The following is a 21,942-nucleotide window of genomic DNA, read 5'->3' on the forward strand; positions in this document are numbered from 1 at the left end:
CTGCAGGATACGCGGCCACAGCGATTGCGGAATCCGGCCCGGAACGTCACTCTGCGCCACTGGTGTGCCGGCGGGGGAATGTCCTGCGCACCATTGTGCGGTTGCCCGAAGATTTTCCGTCAGCGCTTCGCTTGTCCGAAAAACCGCAGTTCTACAATGAACTGTTCGCCCCCCCGGAAAGTGAAATCCCCCATGAACTCCCATGCCCTGATGCTGATGGCCATTCCTGCGCTGGTGGCGCTGGCTGGCGGGGTTCTCGCGGCGGTCTGGGCCCCGAGCCACCAGACGCGCAGCATGATCCAGCACTTTGCGGCAGGCGTGGTGCTGGCAGCGCTGGCCGTCGAGCTGCTGCCGGAAATCGCACGCGAGCATCCGGCCCCCTGGCACGTATTGGCGGCCTTTGCAGCCGGCAGCATGTTCATGTACGGACTCAAGCTCTGGACCATGAAGCTGGAACATGCCGAAGAGCAGCGCGCGATTGCCAGCGGCCAGGCCGCTGCCGGCATGGCCACCGGCCTGCTGCTGGCCACCTTCATCGACGTGGCGGTGGACGGCTTCATCATTGGCGCCGGCTTTGCCGCGGGCGGCGAAACCGGCATGATCCTGGCGCTCGGTCTGTCGGTGGAACTGCTGTTCCTCGGCCTGGCGCTGGCCTCCGACAGCATCCGCGGCTGGAAGATCATTGCCGTGTCCGGCGCGCTGGGGCTGACGGTGCTGTGCTGCGCCCTGGCGGGCAGCCTGCTGCTGGCGCAGGCTTCGCACGACACCATCGGCACAGTGCTGGCCTTCAGTGCGGCCGCCCTGCTCTACCTGGTGACGGAAGAGCTGCTGATGGAGGCGCACGAGGTGGAAGAAAAACCGTTCTTCACGCTGGTGCTGTTTGCAGGCTTCCTGGTGTTCTGGGCCATCCAGTTGTTCGGGCAAGGCTGAACCCCGCCTCAAGAGGGCGCAACGGCGGCTGGCGTTCGGCCAGCGTGCGCGCGGAGGCCTCCCGTCGCCAGTGGGCGTTTAAGACTCGGCCAGCAGCGCTTTCACATCCGCTGCCACCAGTTCCGGTTTGGCGCCGTAGTTGCTGTGCAGGCGCATGCGGCCCTGCTTGTCGATCAGCAGCGTGCCGGCGGTGTGGTCCATGGTGTAGTGCTCGGGCTTGCTGCCCGGCACTTTCTTGTAGTACACGCGGTAGCCGGGCGCAATGGTCTTGCGCAGCTCTTCCGGCGTGGGCACCAGCGCCAGAAAATCCGGGCCGAAGTTGGCCATGTATTCCTTGAGCAGCGCCGGCGTATCGCGCTCGGGATCGACGGTGACGAAAATGACCTGGAAACGGTCGGCATCGGCGCCGAGCAGCTGCTTGACCTGCACCATTTCGGTCAGCGTGGTCGGGCACACATCCGGGCACTGCGTGTAGCCGAAGAACATGCCGATCACCTTGCCGCGGAAGTCGGCGACGCTGCGGCGCTGGCCGTTCATGTCCAGCAGCGAGAAGTCCTTGGCGTATTTGCCGCCGCTGATGTCCAGGCTGTTGAACTTGGCATTGGGCAGGCCGCCGGCCTTGCCCAGCTCGCTCACGCTGCCGACATCGCAGGCAGCCAGCAACAGGCCGCCGGCACCGGCGCCGATCCAGCGCAGCGCAGCGCGCCGTGGCTGCCCCGCGGCAGGGGCGCTTGGGGAATGGAGGCTTTGCATGCACGCATTGTACGGGCGGTGCCGGCTCCCTGCCGCCGGCCCCGCGCGCAACCGTGTTAAGGTATGCCGTTTTCTTGATCAGGATTGCCTTGCCATGTCCCAGCAGCCAGACCTTCCGCCAGCCGCTCCGGCCCCGGTGCACCAGCCCCATGCACCGTTGACCGCCTATTACGGCGACGAGAACGAACGTGCCGGCTTTCTGCGCGGCATCTTCGACAGCACAGCTGCCGATTACGATCGCGTGGAGCGCATGCTGGCCTTCGGCACCGGCCCCGGTTACCGCGGCAAGGCACTGGAGCGCGCCGGCCTGCAGCGCGGCATGCAGGTGCTCGATGTCGGCTTCGGCACCGGTCTGGTCGCGGCGCAGGCCATCCGCATCGTGGGCGATCCGGCCCTGGTGACCGGCGTCGATCCCAGTCCCGGCATGATGCAGGCCAGCCCGCTGCTGGAAAAGGTGCGCCTGCTGCAGGGCAAGGCCGAAAAACTGCCCGTGCCCGATGCCAGCGTGGATTTCGTCAGCATGGGCTATGCGCTGCGCCATGTGGGCGATGTGGAGGCCGCCTTCAGCGAATTCCACCGCGTGCTGCGCCCGGGCGGGCGCGTGTGCATTCTGGAGATCACCAAGCCGGAAAGCGCGCTGGGCACCGCGCTGCTCAAGGGCTATATGCGCGGCTGGGTGCCGACGCTGGCCTGGCTGAGCCGCGCCAGGGCACATACACCGCGCATGTGGCGCTACTACTGGGACAGCATCGAGGCCTGCGCGCCGCCAGCGCAGATTCTGGCGACCCTGCAGGGCTGCGGCTTTGCCGGTGCGCGCCGGCATGTGGAACTGGGGATCTTCTCGGAATACCAGGCCATCAGGGACTGACTCGCAGCGACGGCGCGGGAGCCGGTTGGGGGCCGTTCCGTACAGGCACCCTGCATCGCCGTTGCCCCAGCCGGATCAGCCGCGCGGCTTGCGCAGCATCTGCTGCATCTGGTCCAGCGGGATGGCAGTGGTGCCTTCCACCACCTTGTGGCGCGGCTCCGGCTGCAGCGCGTGGCCGTAGATCACCTCGAAGGTCAGCGGGATGCTGCCTTCGCGCTCCAGCGTGCGCAGTGCCTGGTGCAGCTCGCGCAGCCAATGGCGCCCGCGCGTGAGGCTGCCGCGTTCCACCGACACGTTGCGTCCCAGCTCGCGCAGCTCCTGCAGCAGCCGCTCGGGCGAATTGAACGTCAGCGTGATGCGCTCCATGTCCATCACCGGCTCCGCAAAACCGGCCTGCACCAGCATGTCGCCCCAGTCGTGCATGTCGGTGAACTGGTGCGTGGGCGCCGGCCAGCCGAGGCGCTGGTACAGATCGCGGATTTCGCGCAGGGTATCAGGGCCGAGCGCAGAAAACATCAAGAAACCGTTCACCGCGAGCAGGCTGCGCCATTGCGCCAGCAGCGCTTGCGGATCGGCAGCGCCATGCAGCGCCATGTTGGCCCAGAGCATGTCGATGCTGCCGGGGGCAATCGCATCGGTCCGGGTGCCCAGACGCTGGCCACGCAGGCGCGACAGGGTACGTTCCAGCCAGCCGGATTGCCCCTGGGAGGACTCCAGGCGCTGCTGCAGGAGGGACTGCACGTCAGGAGCCGCGTCGGGCTCGATCGCCCAGGCCGTGGCTTGCGGGTAGCGTTGCTGCAGCAGCGCATGCGCCTGCGTGCCCCCCTTGAGCGGCTGCCAGTGCAGCCAGCTGGCAGGTTGCAGCGTGATCCACTGCAGGCGCTCCTCCATGCGGCGCGCGACTTCCTCATGCAGCCAGGGGCTGTGCGGCAGGGATAACTGCTGCCAGCGGCGGGCAGCGACGGGGTCGATGGAAGGGGGCGTGGTGCTCGGTTTCACTGATCGCGGAGTATATAGTTCGGGCATGAACATTGTTCCAGAAAAGGATGAAAACTCCCGCCCGCTGCGCCTGCACCCGGCCGCGCGCAAGGGCTGGCTGCAGCGCCTTGCCGGCGAGTTGCGGCTGCCCGCACGCTGCGCGGTCTGCCATGGCTGGCCGCGCGAGCTGATCTGCAGCGAGTGCATTGCCGGACAGGGACAGCCAGTGTTGCGCTGTGCCGGGTGCGCCATCCGCTTGCCCGCTGAGGCTGCATCGGCTGCATCGGCTGCATCGGCTGCATCGGCTGCGTCGGCTGCGTCGGCTGCGTCGGCTGCGTCGGCTGCGTCGGCTGCGTCGGCTGCGTCGGCTGCCATGATGCCCCCACTCTGCGACGACTGTCTGGCCGAACCTCTCGATGGTCTGGATGCCGTGCACGCCGCCCTTTCCTACCAGTGGCCCTGGCAGGGCTGCATCGACGCCTTCAAGTTCGGCCGGCAGCCCGGCTGGGCCCCGGCGCTGGCCGAGCGCATGGCGGCCCAGCCAGGCATCGCGGCAGCGATCCGGCAGTGCGACGTGCTGGTCCCGCTGCCGCTGCACCGCGAGCGTCTGGCCGAGCGTGGTTTCAGCCAGACGCTGTTGCTGGCCCGCGCCCTGCGGCGCCAGATTGCACGCAGATACGGACTGGCCCCGGAGCTCGCCCGCCTGCGTCACGACTGGCTGGTGCGTACCCGGCATACGGTGGCGCAAAGCACACTGCCGCTGGAAGAGCGCCTGCGCAACCTGGAAGGCGCCTTTGCCGCCAAGGCACTGCACGCACCGCGCCTGTATGGCGCACGGGCCGTGCTGATCGACGACGTGATGACCAGCGGCAGCACGCTGCAGGAAGCCGCGCTCGCCCTGCAGCGTGCCGGCTGTGCGACCGTGGTGGGCGTGGTGCTGGCGCGCACCGAAAAGCCGGGCTTCGAGCGCCCGCCGCCACAACCCGGCGCCAGCCCGGCCGTGGTGCCACTCCCCTGAACCGGGTCTCGCCTCAGGAAACGATGTAAGAGGCCGTCCCCAGCGACAGCACCTTGCCCTCTTCCGACAGAAACTCCATGCGCGTGCTGGCCAGCCTGGCCCCCAGCCGCAGTACCTCGGCACGCATGCGGAAGCGCGTGCCGATGCCGGGATGCAGGTAGTCCACGCGCAGGTCGATGGTGCCCAGGCGCGAGAAGTGCTGCAGGCGCTGCTCCACCGGCTCATGGGCATAGCGCGCACCGATGGCATTCATCACCGCCAGGCCGGCCACCGTATCCAGCGAGGCACTGATCACGCCACCGTGGATGCGATTGTGGCCATAATGTCCGATCAGCTCGGGGCGCATCTCCAGCACGGCTTCGCTCACCAGCGGGGTGCAGAGCGTGGCGCGCAGGCCGAGCACCTTGTTGAAGGTGATCCGCTCCTCGAAGATCTCGACCGAGGCACGCACAAACGCGTCCTCCAGCTCCACCTGGGCCAACTGGTCAAAGGAAAGGGGTCGGAGGCTCGTGGTCATGGTGGAGATGTCCTGCATGGGTATGATTGCCATTGTGTCAAATTGTAGGCGGCGCGTGCGCGGCCTTTCCTGTTCGCTGCCTTGGCGGCCTGTTTCATGAAACGTATTCTGATCACCTGCTCCACTGTCGATGGCCATACGCTGGAAATCGGTCGCCGCCTGCACGCGCAGCTGGCAGCCAGCGGCCATGCGCCCGAGCTGATCCGGCTGGAAGAAACGCCCGCACTGCCGCTGGCTGACTATGACCAGATCGTGATCGGCGCCAGCATCCGCTACGGCCATTTCCGGCCGGCGCTGTACGCATTTGTCGAGCGCCATGCCGCCCTGCTTGCCAGCAAGCCGACGGCCTTCTATGCCGTCAATGCCGTGGCGCGCAAGCCGGCCAAGCAGACCGCCGAGACCAACCCCTACACGCGCAAGTTCCTGGCCAAGGTGCCGTGGAAGCCGGCGCTGGTCGGCGTGTTCGGCGGCAAGATCAACTACCCGCAACTCGGCACGCTGGACCGCAACGTGATCCGCTTCATCATGTGGATGACCAAGGGCCCGACCGACCCGCGCTCGGTGACGGACTTTACCGACTGGGCGCAGGTGGAGGCCTTCGGGCGCAAGCTGGCGGAGCAGTAAGGATCAGCACTTGCTGAAATCGGGTGCGCGCTTCTCCATGAATGCCGTGAACGCCTCCTTCGCCGCCGGCTCCTGCAGCATGCGGCCGAAGCTGCTGGCTTCCTCCGCCATGCGCACCTGAATGTCCCTGGCCTGCGTCTGCTTGAGCAGGCGCTTGGTTTCCAGCAGCGAAGACATCGGCTTGCCGGCCAGCTTGGCGGCCTGGCGCTGGGCCAGTGCATTCACTTCGGTCGGCGGCACGATGCGGTTGACCAGGCCCATTTCCAGCGCGGCTTCGGCCTGGAACGGTTCACCCAGCAGCAGTGCCTCGGAAGCGCGCGCATGGCCCATCAGGCGCGGTGCGAGCAAGCTGGAGCCGGCCTCCGGGCACAGACCCAGGTTCACGAAGGGCATGGCAAAGGCCGCGTTGTCGCCGGCGTACACCAGATCGCAGTGGAACAGCAGCGTGGTGCCGATGCCCACCGCCGGGCCGGCCACGGCGGCCACCACCGGCTTCGGAAAGGCGCTGATCTGCTGCAGGAACTGGAACACCGGTGCCTCCGGTGTGGAAGGCGGATTGTGCAGGAAGTCGGCAATGTCGTTGCCGGCCGAAAACACCGTGGGATGGCCCTGGAACACCACCACGCGCACGGCGTCGTCCTGCGCGGCCTGCTCGAGGAACTGCGCCATGGACGCATACATGGCGGCAGTGAAGGAATTCTTCTTTTCGACGCGGTTGAAGGTGATGGTGGCCAGGCCGTTTTCGGTATGGAACAGGATGTCGCTCATGGAATTGCTTTCTGGGAAGACAGACAACAACGCCCCGCCTCCAGCCCGTGCCAGATGCGGGGCGCGTACAGCCAGTGTACTTACACGCGCTCGAAAATGCCCGCAGCACCCTGCCCCATGCCCACGCACATGGTGACCATGCCGTATTTGAGCTTGTTGCGGCGCAGCGCGTGCACCACGGTGGCAGAGCGGATGGCACCGGTGGCGCCCAGCGGGTGGCCCAGCGCAATCGCGCCGCCCATCGGGTTGACCTTGGCGGTGTCCAGGCCCAGCGTGTTGATCACGGCCAGCGACTGCGCGGCAAACGCCTCGTTCAACTCGTACCAGTCGATGTCTTCCTGCTTCAGGCCGGCATAGCGCAGCGCCGCCGGAATCGCCTCGATCGGGCCGATGCCCATGATGGCCGGCGGCACGCCCTTGCTGGCGAAGCTGACGAAGCGCGCCAGCGGCTGCAGGTTGTACTTCTTCACCGCGGCTTCGCTGGCCAGAATCAGCGCACCGGCGCCATCGCTGGTCTGCGAGCTGTTGCCGGCCGTGACGGTGCCACGTGCGGCAAACACGGTGCGCAGCTTGGCCAGGCCTTCCAGGGTGGTATCCGGACGGGCGCCCTCGTCCAGATCGACGGTGCGCGTGCTGATATTCACCTTGCCGCTGGCCAAGTCCAGATTGCGCTCTTCGATCTCGATCGGGGTGATTTCGTCCTTGAACTGGCCGGACTGCATGGCGGCGATGGCGCGGCGGTGCGACTCGACCGCGAAGGCATCCTGCGCCTCGCGGCTCACTTTCCACTGCTGGGCGACCTTCTCGGCCGTCAGGCCCATGCCGTAGGCAATGCCCACGTCATCGCTCTTGAAGATGTCCGGGTGCAGCGACGGCGCGTTGCCCATCATGGGCACCATGCTCATGCTTTCCACACCGGCGGCGATCATCACGTCGGCTTCACCCACGCGGATGCGGTCGGCTGCCATGGCCACGGCGCTCAGGCCGGAGGCGCAGAAGCGGTTCACGGTGATGCCGCCCACGCTGGTCGGCAGGCCGGCCAGCACGGCGCCGATGCGGGCCACGTTCAGGCCCTGCTGGGCTTCGGGAATGGCACAACCGCAGATCACGTCCTCGATGCTGTTCGGATCCAGGCCTGGCGCCTGGGCCAGGGCCGACTGGATTGCCTTGACCAGCAGCGTCTCGGGACGGGTGTGCTTGAAAAAGCCCTTGTGCGAGCGGCCGATGGGGGTACGGGTTGCCGCAACGATGTAAGCGTCTTGCATTTGCTTGCTCATGGTGATTCTCTGTCCTCGCTCAGTTGCGCAGCGGCTTGTTGGTGTTCATCATGTACATGATGCGATCCTGCGTCTTGGGATGACCCAGCAGCGTGGTGAAGGCCTCGCGCTCGAGCTGCATCAGGTAGTCCTCGTTCACCAGCGTGCCGGGGTCGACGTCGCCGCCGCAGACGATGTGGGCGATCATGCCGGCAATGTCGTAGTCGTGCTGGCTGATGAAACCGCCGTCACGCATGTTGACCAGCGAGCCCTTGATGGTTGAGATGCCGTCGCGGCCGGCGACCTTGAACAGGCGCTTGTGCGGCGGGCGGTAGCCCATCTGGAACATGGCCTTGGCCTGCTGGATCGCCACGTAGAGCAGCTCGTCCTTGTTGGCCACGATCACGTCGCTGTCCAGCACGTAGCCGAGCTTGCGGCTTTCCAGCGCACTGGTGCCGACCTTGGCCATGGCGGCGCTGGTGAAGCCCTCGGTCAGGAAGGGCAGCAGGTCCTTGCCGGTGCTCTTTTCGGCCATTTCGGCGGCGCGGCGGGCGATGTAGGTCAGGCCGCCGGCACCCGGGATCAGGCCCACGCCCACTTCCACCAGGCCGATGTAGCTTTCCATGGCGACCACACGGGCGCTGCTGTAGACGGCCATTTCGCAGCCGCCGCCCAGCGCCAGGCCGCGCACGGCGGCAATGGTCGGCACCTGGGCATAGCGCAGGCGCAGCATCAGTTCCTGCAGCTCCTGCTCCATGCCGTTCACGGTGATGGCACCGCCGGCCATGAAGGCGGGCAGCACGGTCTGCAGGTCGGCGCCGGCGCTGAACCACTCGTCGTTGGACCAGATCACCAGACCCTGGTATTCCTTCTCGGCCAGTTCCACCGCCTGCGCCAGGCCCTCGCCCACGTCGGGGCTGATGGTGTGCATCTTGGTCTTGATGGTGGCAATCAGCACCTCGTCATCCAGCGTCCACAGGCGCACGGCGCCGTCTTCGTGGATGGTCTTGCCTGCGGTGGCCGGATCGGCCGCCTGGCTGCCCAGCACGTTCTCGGGGAAGTGCTGGCGCTGGTACACCGGCAGGCTGGAGCGCGGCTCGAAGGCGCCCGTGGTCGGGTTGAATGAGCCTTCGGGCTGGTGCACGCCGCCACGCTCTGCCACCGGGCCGTTGAACACCCAGTCCGGCAGCGGCTGGCTGCTCAGGGTTTCGCCCTTCTCGATGTCTTCCTGGATCATCTTGGCCACGTCGAGCCAGCCGGCTTCCTGCCACAGCTCGAACGGGCCCTGCTTGCTGCCGTAGCCCCAGCGCATGGCAAAGTCCACGTCGCGGGCGTTGTGGGCGATGTCCTTGAGGTGCACGGCGGCGTAGTGCATCTGGTCGCGCAGCACGGCCCAGACGAACTTGCCCTGGTTGCCCTCGGCATTGCGCAGCAGCTTCAGGCGCTCGGCGGCAGGCTTCTTCAGCATGCGGCCATACACCTCGTCGCTCTTCTCGCCGGCCGGCACATACTCGTCTTCGGCCAGGTCGTAGCGCAGGATGTCGCGGCCGACCTTCTTGAAGAAGCCGGCCTTGGTCTTCTGGCCCAGGTTGCCCTTCTCGATCAGCTTGGCCACCACGCCCGGCGTGCCGAAGTGGCGGTAGAAGGAGTCGCTCTCTTCCGAGAGGTTGTCCTGCATGGTCTTGATCACGTGCGCCATGGTGTCGATACCCACCACGTCGGCGGTGCGGAAAGTGCCCGAGGCGGCGCGGCCCAGCTTCTTGCCGGTCAGGTCATCCACCACGTCATAGGTCAGGCCGAACTTCTCGGCCTCGACCATGGTGCTCAGCATGCCGAAAATGCCGACGCGGTTGGCGATGAAGTTGGGGGTGTCCTTGGCGCGCACCACGCCCTTGCCCAGCACGCTGACGGCAAAGGTTTCCAGGTCGTCCAGAATCTGCGGTTGCGTGCCCGGGGTGGCGATCAGCTCCACCAGATACATGTAGCGCGGCGGGTTGAAGAAGTGGATGCCGCAGAAGCGCGGGCGGATGCTCTCGGGCAGCGCCTCGCTCAGCTTGGTGATGGAGAGGCCGGAGGTGTTGGAAGCCAGGATGGCGTGCGGCGCCACGTGCGGCGCGATCTTGTGGTACAGGTCCGTCTTCCAGTCCATACGCTCGGCGATCGCCTCGATCACCAGGTCGCAGTCCTTGAGCAGGCCCATGTGTTCTTCGTAGTTGGCCGGCTGGATCAGCTCGGCATCGTCGGCCACGCCCAGCGGCGAGGGCTTGAGCTTTTTCAGGTTCTCGATGGCCTTGAGGGCGATGCCGCTCTTCGGGCCTTCCTTGGCCGGCAGGTCGAACAGCACCACCGGCACCTTCACGTTGACGAGGTGGGCGGCGATCTGCGCGCCCATCACGCCGGCGCCCAGTACGGCGACTTTCTTCACTTGGAATCGGGACATGGCTCTCTTTCTGATCCGCCGGGCGGGCTGTCAGCCCATGCTGCAGCACCGGCTCCGGCAGTCGGTTGTCGGTTGTGTCAGGGGCGCGGCCTTACTTCACACGCACCCAGGTCTGCGTACGGCCGATGCCCAGCACCGAGCCACGCACATCCAGCTTGCTGCCGCCGTCCTTCGGGGTCAGGCGCAGCGTGTAGTTCTTGCCGCTTTCGGGGTCAAGAATCTTGCCGTCTTCCCACACGTCCTTGCCCTCGGCCTTCTTGGCACCGCGGATGATCTCCAGGCCCACCATGGGCTTGCCCTTGCGGTCATCGGTGCACTTCTCGCAGACGGCGTTCGGGTCAGCCTCCTTGCGCAGCAGCTTCTCGATGCGGCCGGTGAGCACGCCGCCCTTGTCGCTGATGACAATCTGGGCCTTGGCCGCGCCGGTCTTGTCGTCGACGCTGCGCCAGGTGCCCACGGGCGTCATGTCGGCAGCGAAGGAAACGCCGGCCAGCAGCAGGCCGAGTGCGAAAGTGGTGATCTTTTTCATCCTTGTCTCCTGGAAATATGTCTGTGGTGTGGTGGGGGATGGAAAGGGAAAGGGGAAGCGCTCCGCAGGCAGGCGTGCGCCCGCCTGCGGCAGTGATCGATCAGGCCAGGGCCGCGTCGGTATCCAGCAGCACCTTCACGCCGTTGCGCGCCGTCTTCATCAGCGTCAGCGTTTCGGGGAACAGCTTGGCGAAGTAGAAACGTGCCGTCTGCAGCTTGCCCTGGTAGAACGGATCGGTATTGCCTTCGGCGATCTTCTGCAGGGCCACCTGGGCCATGCGGGCAAACATGTAGGCAAACACCAGATGGCCGGCGACCTTCATGTAGTCGAATGCCGCACCACCCACTTCGTCGGCGTTCTGGAAGCCGCGGAAGCCGATCTCGGTGGTGAACTTGGTCATCTGGTCAGCCAGCATGGCGAGCGGGTTGATGAACTCGGCCATTTTCTCGTTAACGCCTTCGGATTCGATGAACACGGCGATTTCCTTGCCGAACTTCTTCAGCGTGGCGCCCTGGTTGCCCAGCACCTTGCGGCCCAGCAGGTCCAGCGCCTGCACGGTGTTGGTGCCTTCGTAGATCATGTTGATGCGGGCATCGCGCACGAACTGCTCCATGCCCCATTCCTTGATGTAGCCGTGGCCGCCGAACACCTGCTGGCATTCCACCGTGGCCTTGAAGCCGTTCTCGGTCAGGAAGGCCTTCACGATCGGAGTCAGCAGGGCCAGGATTTCGCCGGAGTCCTTGCGCACCTTCTCGTCGGGGTGGTTGTGCTCCTTGTCGAGCAACATGCCTGCGTACACGCTCAGGGCACGGCCGCCTTCGGCATAGGCCTTGGCCGTCAGCAACATGCGGCGCACATCGGGGTGCACGATGATCGGGTCGGCCGGCTTGTCCTTGGCCTTCACGCCAGACAGGCTGCGCATCTGGATGCGGTCCTTGGCGTAGGCCAGGGCGTTCTGGTAGGCCACTTCGGTCAGGCCCAGGGACTGGTTGCCCACGCCCAGACGCGCCGCGTTCATCATCACGAACATGGCCTGCAGGCCCTTGTTCGGCTGGCCGATCAGGGTACCGCGTGCCTTGTCCAGCACCAGCTGGGCAGTGGCGTTGGAGTGGATGCCCATCTTGTGCTCGAGGCCGGCACAGTAGATGCCGTTGCGCTCGCCGATATTGCCTTCGGCATCGACATTGAACTTGGGCACGGCGAACAGGCTGATGCCCTTGCTGCCGGCCGGCGCATCGGGCAGGCGGGCCAGCACCAGATGCACGATGTTGTCCACCATGTTGTGCTCGCCGGCGCTGATGAAGATCTTCTCGCCACTGATCAGGTAGCTGCCGTCGGCCTCGGGCTCGGCCTTGGTGCGCAGCAGGCCCAGGTCGGTACCGCAGTGGGGCTCGGTCAGGCACATGGTGCCGGTCCACTCGCCGCTCACCAGCTTGGGCAGATAGACCTTCTTCTGCCAGTCGGTGCCGTGGGCCAGCATGGCTTCGTAGGCGCCGTGGCTCAGGCCGGGGTACATGGTCCAGGCCTGGTTGGCGCCGTTGAGCATCTCGTAGAAGCAGCCGTTGATGGTGGCAGGCAGGCCCTGGCCGCCGAATTCGGGATCGCAGCTCAGCGCCGGCCAGCCGCCTTCGACGTACTGCTGGTAGGCTTCCTTGTAGCCCTTGGGCGGCGTCACCTCATGGGTCGCCTTGTCCAGCGTGCAGCCTTCGGTGTCGCCGCTGATGTTCAGCGGCTGAATCACCTGGGAGGCGAACTTGCCGCCCTCTTCCAGCACGGCATTGATGGTGTCGGCATCCACCTCGGCAAAGGCAGGCATCTGCCGGAAGTCTTCGGTCACGTTGAAGACCTCGTGCAGCACGAATTGCATGTCGCGCAGCGGCGGGTTGTAAGTAGGCATCGTTCAGTCTCCTGTTGCTGTATGCGGGTCGATCAATCCAAACGTGGTGCCATCCGGCCAGCCCGGCTGCACGCACGCACTGTCAGGTGCCGCTGCCAGGGGCAGCAGCGGGCGAGGCGTAATACGCCACGATTCGTTCAAAGCCGCGATGGATGCGGTCGATGGCAGCCGGGTTCTGCAGGAAGCGGGCTTCGTAGTGCGCGGACAGAATCAGTCCGTGCACCTCGAAGACCATCTGCAGGGCATCGGCATCGGGGCGCAGGTGGCCCTCCTGCTTGGCCTGCTCGACGGCGCGCTGCAGGGCGGCAAGCCAGGTATTGATGGCGCGCTGCAGCGCGTCATGCACCGGGCCCTCGCGGTCATCGAATTCCACCGCACCGCTGATGAAGATGCAGCCGGACTGCACTTCCTCCTCGGTCACGCGGCGGATCCAGTTTTCGAACATGGCGCGCACGCGCGGCAGGCCGCGCGGCACTTCCAGCGCGGGCTGGAACACCTCATGCTCGAAACGGCGGTAGTACTCGTCCACGATGGCAATCTGCAAATCTTCGCGCGAGCCGAAATGGGCAAACACGCCGGACTTGCTCATGCCCACCATTTCCGCCAGGGCACCAATGCTGATGCCCTCCAGGCCGAGCTGGCTGGCCAGCGACAGGCCTGCGTCCAGCAGCACCGCACGGGTCTGCTGACCTTTTTGCAGGACGCGTCGCTTGGCGCCGTCGGCGCTGTCAGCGGTTTGCGAAGAAAGGTGCTTGGGGTTGGACATGGCTGGAGACTATAACAAAGAATGCGAACGGTCGTGCTATTTATGAACGCCAACCGCGAAATTCAGGGTTTGTCCCGATCTGCTCGCGTTGCATCGGGATGACGTCCAGGACACTGCCCACGGCTTGTGCAGATACAACATGCGAGATGTAACAGTGATCCAGGATGCGATGGTAAAGCACGTACGGCCGTGCGGGGGATGGGGTTAGCCCACCCTTTTGGTCTACATCACCGGCTGGCGTACACTTGCGGCCCATGTTCCACATCGTCCTGGTCCACCCCGAGATTCCGCCCAACACCGGCAACGTGATCCGCCTGTCGGCCAACACGGGCTGCCAGCTGCACCTAATCGAGCCGCTGGGCTTCAGCATGGAAGACAAGCAGATGCGCCGGGCCGGGCTGGACTACCACGAGTACGCCAGCGTGCAGCGGCATGCGGACTGGAGCAGTTTTCTGCGGGATGCGCAGCCCGATGCCGCACGCCTGTTTGCGCTCACCACCAAGGGGTCGCAGCCGGCGCATGACGTTCACTTCCAGCCGGGCGACTGGTTGGTCTTTGGCTGCGAAACGGCCGGTCTGCCGCCGGAAATCCGCGATCAGTTTCCCGCCGGACAGCGGCTGCGCCTGCCCATGCTGCCGGGGCAGCGCAGCCTCAATCTGAGCAATGCGGTGGCGGTGGTGGTGTATGAGGCGTGGCGGCAGTGCGGATTTGCCACGCGCTGACAGACAAGCCTGGCGCCCGGACACGCTGTGACCGTTCGCCTGCCTCAGCCGCAACGCGCGAAGCAATGGCGGATCACCCGATCAGATGTTTCGCGCCATCCCACACCAGCTTGCAGCCGGTCAGGAACATGCCCGCGTACACCAGCCGGTAGAACCACAGCGGATCAATGCGGTGCGCGATGCGCACGCCGATGAACACGCCGATCGGCGCAAACGGCAACAGCGCCAGCGAGGTGCCCAGATTCTCCCAGTTGAGCAGGCCGAGAAAGCCGTACGGCACCCACTTGCTCAGGTTGATGATGAAGAACATATAGGCCATGGTGCCGGTGAACAGCAGCGGCGGCAGCCTGAGCGGAATCACGTAGGCATTGAGCGGCGGCCCGCCGGCGTGCGCCACGAAGCTGGTGAAACCGGATGTGGTCGTCAGCAGATGGCCCAGCCAGTGCGGGGGCGCCGGGCTGTCGGCACGCGGCGGGAACAGCAGGCGCTGCGCCAGGAACAGCAGGGTCAATATGCCGACGATGCCCGCCACCACCGGCGCACTCAGATAGCCGAACAGCACGGTGCCGATGACCGTGCCCAGTAGCGCCCAGGGAATCAGCCGCCTGAACAGCGGCCAGTCCACATGACGCCGGAAGGCGTGGATGCCCATCAGGTCCATCACCAGCAGCAAGGGCATGAGAATGGCAGCCGCCTTGGGCACGCTCACGCTCATGGCCATCAGCGGCACGGCGAGCGAGCCGAAGCCGGCGCCGAAGCCGCTCTTGCTGATGCCGAGCAGCAGCACGGCGGGGATGGCGAAGGCGTAGAAATGCCAGTCGGTGATCAGGGGCAGCGGCATCGCAGCAAACCGGTCACAGCACCTGACAGGCGTCGTCGAAGCTCAGGCGCGGGTTGCGCGGAAAAGTCTTGCTGTTGTCGATATGGCCCAGGTTGAGCAGGAAGTTGGCCTGGAAGCGGCCATCCGGGAAGAACTCGCGGTTGACGCCGGCGGCGTCGAAACCGCTCATCGGGCCGCAGTCCAGCCCCAGGGCGCGTGCGGCCAGCATGAAGTAGGCACCCGAGAGCGTGCCGTTGCGCTGTGCCGTGGCGGCAGCCAGCGCCTCGTTGCCGGCGAACAGCTGCTGGCCGGACGGGTCGTGCCAGGTCTTGTCCATGTGTGCATGGAACCGTGTGTCGGTGGCGACAATCACGCAGACCGGGGCCGCCAGCGTCTTGGCCTTGTTGCCCTCCATCAGGAAGGGCAGCAGGCGCTGGCGTGCCTCGCGCGTGGTCAGGAACACATAGCGCGCGGGCTGGCAGTTCATCGAAGTGGGCCCCATCTTGGCCAGATCGTAGATCTGCTGCAGCAACTCGGGCGCTACCGGCTCATCGGTAAAACCGTTGGCGGTGCGGGCATCCAGGAACAGTTGCGCCAGGGCGGCGTCATTCAGGCGGTTGGAAGACATGGGTCGTGCGGAATCAGTGACAAAACCTGCAGTATGCGCAGGGGCTTCGCGCTTGCGCACGACGCCCTGCCGACATCCCCGCAGCGGCGTAGGGGCATCCGGGCGATACGGCTGCGGAACCGGCCAGCGCCGGACGCCGTATGCCGCCCTGCCCGCCTGCCGCAATCAGTACCAGGCGTTCGGATCCGAGGCGTGCTTGCCCGTGCCCGTTTGCGGCCGGGCCGGCTCGTCCAGCCAGCGCGTGATCGGCCCCCACTGTTGCAGGTCGCGCTGCACGCGGCCGGGCGTCACGTCGAACAGGGTGAGGCCCTGGGCGGCCAGGTGCACGTAGTTCTGCGTATCGCGCACGGCACCCAGCAGCGGGAACGGGAGCTCCTTGCAGAAGTCCTGCAGGTGCTGGAAGGAATGCGTGTTGTCCTTGACGCGCATGGCCAGCAGGCCGATGTCGATGCGGGCGGCCTTCTTGTAGTCGGCCAGGTCGCGCAGGAATTCGTGCGTGGCGTGCATGTCGAACACGCTGGCCTGCAGCGGCACGATGGCCTTGGTGGCGAGCTTGAGCACTTCCTTGAGTGCCTTGCCGTCCAGACCGGCGGGGGTGTCGAGCACCACATGCGTCACGCCCTTGGGCACTTTCAGCTTGTGCTCGTCGTCGATGTCCCAGGGAAGGATGGGGTTGGCATGGGCCGGGCGGTGTTCCAGCCACCAGCGCGAGGTCTGCTGCTTGTCCACGTCACCCAGCATCACCTGGGCGCCCTTGGACGCAAAATACCCCGCCACGTTGGTGGACACCGTGGACTTGCCGACTCCCCCCTTGGGGTTGATCACAACGACGACTGGCATGGAAACGACCTCCTCGTGAACACGGCACCCGCGCCTGCGTGCCGGCCATGGACAACGGCACCCGAACCGGCCGGGCGTCGCCCCTGCGGGGCATCAGCGCACTGTACCCCCTAAACGGCGTTGTCATCTACCGCAAAACGGTCGTTCGGGATTGCTTTTTGCTGTTTTTCGTTTCTGCCGGCAGAAAACAGGCCAGCCGCCGCCGCTGTCGCGCCCTGCACAGCCTGCGCAAGCATGTAAGAATAGACGCAGAACCCATTGCGAGAGCCGTTTCCCATGTTGATGCAACCCAGCCAGACCGATGTGCGCCGCTACTTCTGCGCCACCTACGCCAAATGGCGCGCCAGCCAGCCGCTGGACGCCATGGAAACGCTGATTGCCGGCTGGATGGACGAACATCCCGAATACCACGCCGACTTTGCCGACGTGGACGCCGCCATCGCCAGCATGCACCAGCCCGACGAGGCAGGCAGCACCAATCCCTTTCTGCACCTGTCCATGCACCTCACCATCAGCGAGCAGTGCAGCATCGACCAGCCGCGCGGCATCCGCCAGGCCGTGGAGCTGCTGGCCGCGCGCCGCGGCGATCTGCACGATGCGCACCACGCCGTGATGGACTGCCTGGGCCGCATGCTGTGGGAAAGCCAGCGCGCCGGCCGCCCGCCGGACGGGCAGTCGTATATCGACTGCGTGCAGCGCAAGGCCACGCAGGACTGATTTATTGTGAGCACAAGGACATTCACCATGGCCAACAACAAGAACGGCAAGCTGCTGAAGGAATGGCAACCCGCGCCCGCCAAGGGCGGTGATGCCGGTGAAGGCTACGGCGCCTATGCACAGGCCAGGCCGGTCAACCTGAAGGATTACGACCCCGGCGCCAAGCCCTACTCCAGCGGCGACAAGGAGATGGACAAGGCGCAGGTCGAGGTGCTGGCCGAGGAGATCAACCAGCTGCAGGACGTACTGCTGGCCTGCCGCTGCCACAAGGTGTTGGTGGTGCTGCAGGGGCGCGATGCCGCCGGCAAGGACGGCACGCTGCGTGGCGTGTTCGCCCGTACCAGCCCGCTGGGCGTGCACACCGTGGGCTGGAAGGCCCCCACCGAGGAAGAGCGCGCCCACGACTACTTGTGGCGCATCCACCAGGCCATGCCGCGCGCCGGCGACATCGTGGTGTTCAACCGCAGCCATTACGAAGACGTGCTGGTGCCGGTGGTCAAAGGCTGGATCGACGAGAAGACCACGCGCCAGCGTTTTGCCCAGATCAACGACTTCGAGCGCATGCTGACCGAGACCGGCACCGTCATCATCAAGTGCATGCTGCACATCAGCAAGGAAGAGCAGCGCGAGCGCCTGCAGGAACGCGTGGATGATCCGACCAAGAACTGGAAGTTCAACTTCGACGATCTGGAAGCGCGCAAGCAGTGGAATGCCTACAGCGATGCCTACGGCGCCCTGCTCGGCGCCACCAGCACGCCCTGGGCGCCCTGGACCATCATCCCTTCGGACAGCAAGACGCACCGCAACCTGATGATCGGCACACTGGTGCGCGACCGGCTCAAGGAGCTGAAGCTCGACTATCCGCCGCCGAACAAGGAGCTGAAAGGGCTGACAATCGAATAAGCCTGCGCTGCCGCCGTGCGGCACCATGCCGGCAAGCGGTGTGCAGCATCGTGCGGGGCAGCTTTCACTACCGTGCGAATGGCAACACGTACCGACACACCGCGATGCCTTTCCTCACCTAACCCATTCTTATCGCCTGATCAACGGATTCTCCACCATGCAGAAATTCCAGGGTTCTTCCCACTACGTCGCCACCGACGACCTGAAACTCGCGGTCAATGCCGCCATCACTCTCAAGCGCCCGTTGCTGGTCAAGGGCGAGCCCGGCACCGGCAAGACCATGCTGGCCGAGGAAGTCGCCAGCGAGCTGGGCATGCCGCTGCTGCAGTGGCACATCAAGTCCACAACCAAGGCGCAACAGGGCCTGTACGAGTACGACGCGGTCAACCGCCTGCGCGATTCGCAGCTGGGCGACGACCGCGTCAAGGACATCCAGAACTACATCGTCAAGGGCGTGCTGTGGCAGGCCTTCACCGCCGACCAGCCGGTCGCGCTGCTGATTGACGAGATCGACAAGGCCGACATCGAATTCCCGAACGACCTGCTGCGCGAGCTGGACCGCATGGAGTTCTACTGCTACGAGACGCGCGAGCTGATCAAGGCCAAGCACCGCCCGCTGGTGTTCATCACCTCCAACAATGAAAAGGAATTGCCGGACGCCTTCCTGCGCCGCTGCTTCTTCCACTACATCCAGTTCCCGGATACGCCCACGCTGGAAAAAATCGTGGAAGTGCACTTCCCCAACCTGCGCCAGGAACTGCTGGGCGCGGCAATCGAATCGTTCACCACGCTGCGCAGCATTCCCGGCATCAAGAAAAAGCCTTCCACTTCCGAGCTGCTGGACTGGCTCAAGCTGCTGCTGGCCGAAGACGTGCCGCCGGCGGCGCTCAAGGCGAGCGAAGGAGGCAAGATGCAGGTGCCGCCCATGCTGGGCGCGCTGCTGAAGAACGAGCAGGACCTGGCCCTGTTCGACAAGCTGGTGGCGATGCAGAACCGCAACCGCTGAGCCGCGCAGGCGAAGCAGGCGGCTGCGTCACAGAACCGTCATCGCTGCTCAGCAGGATGCGCTGACCAGCAACCCGTTTCGCCATCACCGGAGCCGCGCCATGAACAACGCCACGACCTGGACCTTTCCCATCACGCTGCGCCGCAACGGCGTGCGGCTGGAACCGCTCGAACCCCGGCACGCCGAGGGACTGGCTGCTGCTGCCCGCGACGGGGAGCTCTGGAAGCTGCGCGTCACCAGCGTGCCCGCTCCCGGCGAGGAAGCGGCCTACATCGACACCGCCCTGCAAATGCTGCAGGCCGGCACGCGTCTGCCGTTTGCCGTGGTGGATGAGGCCAGCGAACGTGTGCTCGGCACCACCAGCTACCACGACATCGACGCCCCCATCCGCCGCCTGTGCATCGGCCACACCTGGTACGCGCGCAGCGTACAGCGCAGCCATGTGAACACCACCGCCAAGCTGATGCTGATGGAGCATGCCTTCGAGACGCTCAAGGCCGCCATGGTGGGCTGGCGTACCGACAACTTCAACTTCGCCAGCCAGCGCGCCATCGAGCGCCTCGGCGCGAAAAAGGATGGCGTGATCCGCCACCACGCGCTGCGCCGCGACGGCACCGTGCGCGATACCGTCATGTACAGCATGGCGGCCGGCGAATGGCCCGAGGCCAGGGCGCAATTGCTGTACCGCCTGGCCTTCTACAAGGATTCCCCATGCTGATCCCCTTTTTCCAGGCGTTACGCAACGCCAAGGTACCGGTGTCGGTACGCGAATTCCTGACGCTGCTCGAAGCGCTGCAGGCCAATGTGGTCGGCCCCGAAAGCGACGCCTGCAGTATGGACGACTTCTACTTCCTGGCCCGCACCTGCCTGGTGAAGGACGAGCGCCATTTCGACAAGTTCGACCAGGCCTTCGGGATGTATTTCAAGGGCATCGAGCATGTGGGCGAGATCCTGAAAGAGATCCCCGCGGACTGGCTGAAGCAGACCTTCGAGAAGCTGCTCACGCCCGAGGAAAAGGCCAAAATCGAGGCCATGGGCTGGGACGAGCTGATGGAAACGCTGAAGAAGCGGCTCGAGGAACAGAAAGAGCGCCACGCCGGCGGAAGCAAGTGGATCGGCACCGGCGGCACCTCGCCCTTCGGCCACGGCGGCTACAACCCGGCCGGCATCCGCATCGGCGGCGCCAGCCGCAACCGCAGCGCCGTCAAGGTCTGGGAAAAGCGCGCCTACCGCGACTACGACGACAGCCAGGAACTGGGCACGCGCAACATCAAGATGGCCCTGCGCAAGCTGCGCAAGTTCGCGCGCCAGGGCGCGCACGAGGAACTGGCGCTGGACGCCACCATCCGCGCCACCGCGGCCAATGCCGGCTGGCTCGACATCCGCATGCAGCCCGAGCGCCACAACACCGTGAAGGTGCTGCTGCTGATGGACGTGGGCGGCACCATGGACGACCACATCCAGCGCGTGGAAGAGCTGTTCAGCGCGGCCAAGACCGAGTTCAAGCACCTGGAGTTCTACTACTTCCACAACTGCGTCTACGACTACATGTGGAAGAACAACCACCGCCGCTATGCGGAAAAGTTCCCGACCTGGGACATCATCCGCAAGTACAACAAGGACTACAAGCTGATCTTCGTGGGCGACGCCACCATGAGCCCGTACGAGATCCTGCAGCCGGGCGGCAGCGTGGAGTACAACAACGAGGAAGCCGGCGCGGTCTGGCTGCAGCGCCTGCTGCAGGCCTTCCCCAAGCACATCTGGATCAACCCCGAGCCGCAGGGCGTGTGGCAGTACCGGCAGAGCATCGACATCATCCAGCAGATCGTCGGGCACGGAAAGATGGTGCCGCTGACGCTGCAGGGGCTGGAAACGGGGATGAAGACGCTGTTGTGAGCGCGGGGGCCTTGGGCCCTCCTGGCTCAGAAGTGGTATTCCGCGCTCACGTAGGGCGTTTTCGCGGTCGCGCCCGGCACGCTGACGGGGTTGCCGAACTTGGCGCGCCAGTATTCATAGCCGAAACCGGCCTTGAGCTGGCCCTGGCGCAGGCCGAATTTCGGGCCGAGGTCATACATCAGGTTCGCATTGACATGGGTTTCGGGCGAAGTCGGGCCGCCGAACTCGTTCTGCCCCTTGGCCGCGATGTACTGCCCGTAGCCCCCGAACTGCCAGTTGCTGTTGCCCAGCGGAATGCCCCAGGACAAGTCCAGCACCGGGTGCGTCTTGTACCAGTAGCGGCTGGGCAGCTTGGCTGCGGCCGGGTCATTGCTTTCCCACATCGCCAGCACGCTCAGGTTCAGAAAGCCCTGCGGCACGTCCATGATGAAGGTCGGGCCGGCCACGAAGGTGCGCGTGCGTGAGCCGTATTCGGGGCTGTTCTTGGTGTTCAGGTCGAAACCCACCGTGGCGCCCACGCTCTTGACCGGGCCGAAGCTCAGGTCCTTCTGGCTGATCTTGCCGAAATCGAACAGGCGGCGATAGATCAGATAGGCCTCGGTGGCCTTGTTGTCGACCGCGTCGGATTTCAGCAGGTCGAGGTTGACGAAGTTGCCGCCCCAGCTGTCGCCATCCACATAGCGGGCGGTGACGATGTTCTTGGCGATGGGCGCGCCATCGGCCACATAGGGTTCCTTTTAGCGCGTGCCGTAGGTATAGGTGAGCGAGAAATCGCTCCATTCGGCGGCGCTGGCGGCCAGCGTGGTCATGCTCAGGGCGGCAGCAAGCGCTGCTCGCGTGGGGGTAAAGAGGGACATGGTGTGTTGAGGGAAAGAAAACGGGGCATCCGCATGCCCCGGTGAATCGCGCCGGGCATTGTGCCAGCCGGCACCTTGCGCTTGTCTGCTTCGTCAGACAAATTGCGCTGTCAGGACGCTCGCCCTATCGGGCAAGCAACAGGCAAGGAGTCCGTCAGCGCGGGCAGAAGCCTGGTCCGCGGTCGGCACCGCCACTGCCGCCTGCGTAA

23 protein-coding genes are annotated in these 21,942 nt (G+C 65.4%); 10 read left to right on the forward strand and 13 right to left on the reverse strand.

Annotated features, from left to right (window positions below; genetic code table 11):
• The first annotated feature begins 192 nt into the window (after positions 1-192).
• A complete protein-coding gene (locus tag KKQ75_RS08455) occupies positions 193-930 on the forward strand; it encodes a ZIP family metal transporter (RefSeq protein ID WP_213361507.1) in 738 nt (245 codons plus the stop codon).
• 78 nt (positions 931-1,008) lie between these two features.
• Here KKQ75_RS08455 and KKQ75_RS08460 read toward each other — a convergent pair whose 3' ends face one another.
• Positions 1,009-1,683, reverse strand: a complete 675-nt coding sequence (locus tag KKQ75_RS08460; RefSeq protein ID WP_213361508.1) for an SCO family protein — start codon at positions 1,681-1,683, stop codon at positions 1,009-1,011.
• A gap of 94 nt (positions 1,684-1,777) precedes the next feature.
• Between KKQ75_RS08460 and KKQ75_RS08465 the strand changes: the two genes are divergently transcribed.
• On the forward strand, positions 1,778-2,551 hold the full coding sequence (locus KKQ75_RS08465) for a class I SAM-dependent methyltransferase (RefSeq protein WP_213361509.1): 774 nt from the start codon (positions 1,778-1,780) through the stop codon (positions 2,549-2,551).
• Between the two features lie 75 nt (positions 2,552-2,626).
• On the opposite strand, the gene KKQ75_RS08470 is transcribed toward KKQ75_RS08465, so the two are convergent.
• Positions 2,627-3,577 carry a biotin synthase gene (locus KKQ75_RS08470; protein ID WP_213361510.1) on the reverse strand — a complete coding sequence of 317 codons (951 nt, stop codon included), beginning with the start codon at positions 3,575-3,577 and terminating at the stop codon, positions 2,627-2,629.
• Between KKQ75_RS08470 and KKQ75_RS08480 the strand changes: the two genes are divergently transcribed.
• Positions 3,576-4,547, forward strand: a complete 972-nt coding sequence (locus tag KKQ75_RS08480) for a ComF family protein (protein ID WP_250131042.1) — start codon at positions 3,576-3,578, stop codon at positions 4,545-4,547. The two genes, KKQ75_RS08470 and KKQ75_RS08480, sit on opposite strands and share 2 nt — an antisense overlap.
• A gap of 13 nt (positions 4,548-4,560) precedes the next feature.
• On the opposite strand, the gene KKQ75_RS08485 is transcribed toward KKQ75_RS08480, so the two are convergent.
• Positions 4,561-5,064, reverse strand: coding sequence for a thioesterase family protein (locus KKQ75_RS08485; protein ID WP_213362731.1), 504 nt, complete (start codon positions 5,062-5,064; stop codon positions 4,561-4,563).
• Between the two features lie 96 nt (positions 5,065-5,160).
• On the opposite strand from KKQ75_RS08485, the gene hemG reads away from it, so the two are divergent.
• The gene (gene hemG / locus KKQ75_RS08490) at positions 5,161-5,688 is read left to right on the forward strand and encodes a menaquinone-dependent protoporphyrinogen IX dehydrogenase (protein WP_213361513.1); all 528 of its coding nucleotides are present in this window, start codon (positions 5,161-5,163) and stop codon (positions 5,686-5,688) included.
• Between the two features lie 3 nt (positions 5,689-5,691).
• Here the strand turns inward: hemG and KKQ75_RS08495 are convergent, their stop codons facing one another.
• The 6 genes from KKQ75_RS08495 to KKQ75_RS08520 form a co-directional block, all read right to left on the reverse strand.
• Complete coding sequence (locus tag KKQ75_RS08495) at positions 5,692-6,456, reverse strand: enoyl-CoA hydratase (RefSeq protein WP_213361514.1); 765 nt, start codon at positions 6,454-6,456, stop codon at positions 5,692-5,694.
• Between the two features lie 80 nt (positions 6,457-6,536).
• Positions 6,537-7,733, reverse strand: coding sequence for an acetyl-CoA C-acyltransferase (locus KKQ75_RS08500; protein ID WP_213361515.1), 1,197 nt, complete (start codon positions 7,731-7,733; stop codon positions 6,537-6,539).
• A gap of 19 nt (positions 7,734-7,752) precedes the next feature.
• Positions 7,753-10,152: a 3-hydroxyacyl-CoA dehydrogenase/enoyl-CoA hydratase family protein gene (locus KKQ75_RS08505; protein ID WP_213361516.1), complete on the reverse strand. Its 2,400-nt coding sequence runs from the start codon at positions 10,150-10,152 to the stop codon at positions 7,753-7,755.
• A gap of 91 nt (positions 10,153-10,243) precedes the next feature.
• Positions 10,244-10,681 carry a DUF2147 domain-containing protein gene (locus KKQ75_RS08510; protein WP_213361517.1) on the reverse strand — a complete coding sequence of 146 codons (438 nt, stop codon included), beginning with the start codon at positions 10,679-10,681 and terminating at the stop codon, positions 10,244-10,246.
• A 100-nt stretch (positions 10,682-10,781) separates the two neighbouring features.
• Positions 10,782-12,578: an acyl-CoA dehydrogenase C-terminal domain-containing protein gene (locus KKQ75_RS08515; protein ID WP_213361524.1), complete on the reverse strand. Its 1,797-nt coding sequence runs from the start codon at positions 12,576-12,578 to the stop codon at positions 10,782-10,784.
• A gap of 82 nt (positions 12,579-12,660) precedes the next feature.
• Positions 12,661-13,344: a TetR/AcrR family transcriptional regulator gene (locus tag KKQ75_RS08520; RefSeq protein ID WP_213361531.1), complete on the reverse strand. Its 684-nt coding sequence runs from the start codon at positions 13,342-13,344 to the stop codon at positions 12,661-12,663.
• Between the two features lie 254 nt (positions 13,345-13,598).
• On the opposite strand from KKQ75_RS08520, the gene trmL reads away from it, so the two are divergent.
• Entirely contained in the window at positions 13,599-14,066 is a 468-nt protein-coding gene (gene trmL, locus KKQ75_RS08525) for a tRNA (uridine(34)/cytosine(34)/5-carboxymethylaminomethyluridine(34)-2'-O)-methyltransferase TrmL (RefSeq protein ID WP_213361535.1), read from the forward strand.
• 73 nt (positions 14,067-14,139) lie between these two features.
• On the opposite strand, the gene KKQ75_RS08530 is transcribed toward trmL, so the two are convergent.
• From KKQ75_RS08530 to KKQ75_RS08540, 3 genes are all read right to left on the reverse strand, one after another.
• Complete coding sequence (locus KKQ75_RS08530; protein WP_213361537.1) at positions 14,140-14,907, reverse strand: sulfite exporter TauE/SafE family protein; 768 nt, start codon at positions 14,905-14,907, stop codon at positions 14,140-14,142.
• Between the two features lie 13 nt (positions 14,908-14,920).
• On the reverse strand, positions 14,921-15,514 hold the full coding sequence (locus tag KKQ75_RS08535; protein WP_213361539.1) for a malonic semialdehyde reductase: 594 nt from the start codon (positions 15,512-15,514) through the stop codon (positions 14,921-14,923).
• A 165-nt stretch (positions 15,515-15,679) separates the two neighbouring features.
• Positions 15,680-16,354, reverse strand: a complete 675-nt coding sequence (locus KKQ75_RS08540) for a ParA family protein (protein WP_213361541.1) — start codon at positions 16,352-16,354, stop codon at positions 15,680-15,682.
• A 279-nt stretch (positions 16,355-16,633) separates the two neighbouring features.
• Between KKQ75_RS08540 and KKQ75_RS08545 the strand changes: the two genes are divergently transcribed.
• The 5 genes from KKQ75_RS08545 to KKQ75_RS08565 all read left to right on the forward strand — a co-directional run bounded on the left by KKQ75_RS08545 (position 16,634) and on the right by KKQ75_RS08565 (position 20,876).
• The gene (locus KKQ75_RS08545) at positions 16,634-17,071 is read left to right on the forward strand and encodes a DUF1841 family protein (RefSeq protein WP_213362733.1); all 438 of its coding nucleotides are present in this window, start codon (positions 16,634-16,636) and stop codon (positions 17,069-17,071) included.
• Between the two features lie 27 nt (positions 17,072-17,098).
• A complete protein-coding gene (locus tag KKQ75_RS08550; protein WP_213361542.1) occupies positions 17,099-17,974 on the forward strand; it encodes a PPK2 family polyphosphate kinase in 876 nt (291 codons plus the stop codon).
• A gap of 157 nt (positions 17,975-18,131) precedes the next feature.
• Entirely contained in the window at positions 18,132-18,980 is an 849-nt protein-coding gene (locus tag KKQ75_RS08555) for an AAA family ATPase (protein ID WP_213361544.1), read from the forward strand.
• A gap of 100 nt (positions 18,981-19,080) precedes the next feature.
• Positions 19,081-19,698: a GNAT family N-acetyltransferase gene (locus KKQ75_RS08560; protein WP_213361545.1), complete on the forward strand. Its 618-nt coding sequence runs from the start codon at positions 19,081-19,083 to the stop codon at positions 19,696-19,698.
• Positions 19,692-20,876, forward strand: a complete 1,185-nt coding sequence (locus KKQ75_RS08565) for a vWA domain-containing protein (protein ID WP_213361546.1) — start codon at positions 19,692-19,694, stop codon at positions 20,874-20,876. The genes KKQ75_RS08560 and KKQ75_RS08565 overlap by 7 nt, the downstream gene beginning before the upstream one ends.
• A 26-nt stretch (positions 20,877-20,902) precedes the next feature.
• Here the strand turns inward: KKQ75_RS08565 and KKQ75_RS08570 are convergent, their stop codons facing one another.
• The gene (locus tag KKQ75_RS08570) at positions 20,903-21,601 is read right to left on the reverse strand and encodes an outer envelope protein (RefSeq protein WP_349772152.1); all 699 of its coding nucleotides are present in this window, start codon (positions 21,599-21,601) and stop codon (positions 20,903-20,905) included.
• Between the last annotated feature and the right edge of the window lie 341 nt (positions 21,602-21,942).

This window comes from Brachymonas denitrificans, assembly GCF_907163135.1.
Lineage (GTDB): Bacteria > Pseudomonadota > Gammaproteobacteria > Burkholderiales > Burkholderiaceae_C > Brachymonas > Brachymonas denitrificans_A.